Source organism: Geminicoccus flavidas (genome assembly GCF_009806515.1).
GTDB classification, from domain to species: domain Bacteria; phylum Pseudomonadota; class Alphaproteobacteria; order Geminicoccales; family Geminicoccaceae; genus Geminicoccus; species Geminicoccus flavidus.
Window position 1 is genome coordinate 1 of sequence record NZ_WUJP01000591.1, and the last position, 2,114, is coordinate 2,114.

Here is a 2,114-nt window from a genome sequence, read left to right on the forward strand (position 1 = left end):
GAAGCCCGCCCGGCGCAGCTCCTTGACTACGTGGCTGCCGATATAGCCGGCACCGCCGGTCACCAGGACGCGCGTCACTTCGGTCGTCACCCGAACCCCCTCAAGCCTCGCAGGCCACAGCCTCATGTCCCATAGTGCAGTGCCCGCCGCTCCGCGAGGGGCAGCGCCAGCCGCGGTTGCAGTTCAGCCCATCGATGCTCCGGCTGCGGCGAATCGCAGCCGGCGGGACATGGACGATTGTCGGGGCTGGCCGCTATCATCGATGGAGCCGAACCCGCGAGTCGATGGAGCCGGAGAGCCCGCAGCCGATGACCACGCCGATCCTGTCCGTCGCGAACCTGTCGACCTCGTTCCGGATGGAGCATGAATGGCGCACCGTGGTGCGCCAGGCCTCGTTCGACGTGGCGCCGGGCGAGACGGTGGCGATCGTGGGCGAATCCGGCTCGGGCAAGAGCGTCACCGCGCTCTCGATCATGCGGCTGATCCCGAAGATCGCCGGGCGGATCGAGGGCAGCGTGAAGCTGGCCGGGCGCGAGCTGCTGACCCTGCCCGAGCGGGAGATGCGGCAGATCCGCGGCGACGAGATCGCGATGATCTTCCAGGAGCCGATGACCAGCCTGAACCCGGTGCTGACCATCGGCTTCCAGATCGCCGAGGCGCTGGTCCAGCACCGCGGCATGTCGCGTGCCCAAGCCGAGGCGGAAACCGTGCGGCTCCTGGAGAAGGTCCGGATCCCCGCGGCCAGGTCGCGCTTTAACGAGTACCCGCACCGCTTCTCGGGCGGGATGCGCCAGCGGGCGATGATCGCGATGGCGCTGGCCTGCCAGCCCAAGCTCCTGATCGCCGACGAGCCCACCACCGCACTGGACGTCACCATCCAGGCGCAGATCCTGCAGCTCATCAAGGAACTGCAGGACGAAAACGGCATGGCGGTCCTGTTCATCACCCATGACATGGGCGTGGTAGCGGAGATCGCCGACCGCACGGTGGTGATGTTCCGCGGCGAGATGGTGGAGGCGGGGCCGACCACCGAGATCTTCGCCCGCCCGCAGCGGCCCTACACCCGCGCCCTCCTGTCGGCCGTGCCCAAGCTCGGCTCGATGGAAGGCAGGCCCCGGCCGATGCGCTTTCCGACGGTCGACATCACGACCGGCCAGTCGGACGTGCCGGGCGAGGCCGCCGACACGGTGGCGGCCGGTGCCCGTCCGGTGCTTGAGGTGGGCGGCCTGGTCACCCGCTTCGACATCCGCACCGGCCTGTTCGGCAGGGTCACCGGCCGGGTGCATGCGGTCGAGAACGTGTCCTTCGACCTGAGGGCGGGGGAAACCCTGGCGCTGGTCGGCGAATCGGGCTGCGGCAAGTCCACCACCGGCCGCTCGATCATGCGCCTGATCGAGCCGCTGGAAGGTTCGATCCTGGTGGACGGGCAGGACGTGCGCAAGATGGACAAGCGCGGGCTGCGCCTGATGCGCCGTTCGATGCAGATGATCTTCCAGGACCCGTTCTCCAGCCTGAACCCGCGCCGCAGCGTCGGTGCCTCGATCGCGGCGCCGCTGCTGGCGCACGGGCTGGCGAGCCGCAGCGAGGCCGAGGCGAAGGTCGCGGATCTCCTGCGCCAGGTGGGACTGACCCCCGACATGGCGAGCCGCCTGCCGCACGAGTTCTCGGGCGGCCAGCGGCAGCGGGTCTGCATCGCCCGGGCACTGGCGCTGGAGCCCAAGGTGATCGTGGCCGACGAATCGGTCTCCGCGCTGGACGTGTCGATCAAGGCGCAGGTGATCAACCTGATGCTCGACCTGCAGGCCCGCTACGGCCTGGCCTACCTGTTCATCTCCCACGACATGGCGGTGGTGGAGCGGGTGAGCCATCGCGTGGCCGTGATGTATCTGGGCGAGATCGTCGAGATCGGCCCGCGCGCCGCAGTATTCGGCGACCCGCGCCATCCCTACACGCGCAAGCTGCTGGCGGCCGTGCCGGTGGCGGACCCGGCCAGGCGGGGTGAGCGGCGCGAGGTCTCCCAGGACGAGATCAAGAGCCCGGTCCGCCCGCCGGACTACGAGCCGCCGCACCGCACCTACCGTGAAGTGTCGCCCGGCCATGTCGTCCAGGTTTGG

General features: G+C 69.6%; 2 protein-coding genes. One reads left to right on the top strand and one right to left on the bottom strand.

Translation table 11 applies throughout. The annotated features are described in order from the left end of the window. On the bottom strand, window positions 1-126 hold a 126-nt coding region (locus EQG76_RS33520; protein ID WP_159715497.1), incomplete at its 3' end, for an NAD-dependent epimerase/dehydratase family protein. 182 nt (window positions 127-308) lie between these two features. On the opposite strand from EQG76_RS33520, the gene EQG76_RS16785 reads away from it, so the two are divergent. Beyond that, window positions 309-2,114: ABC transporter ATP-binding protein (locus EQG76_RS16785; RefSeq protein ID WP_200840869.1), on the top strand; the 1,806-nt coding region annotated here is incomplete at its 3' end.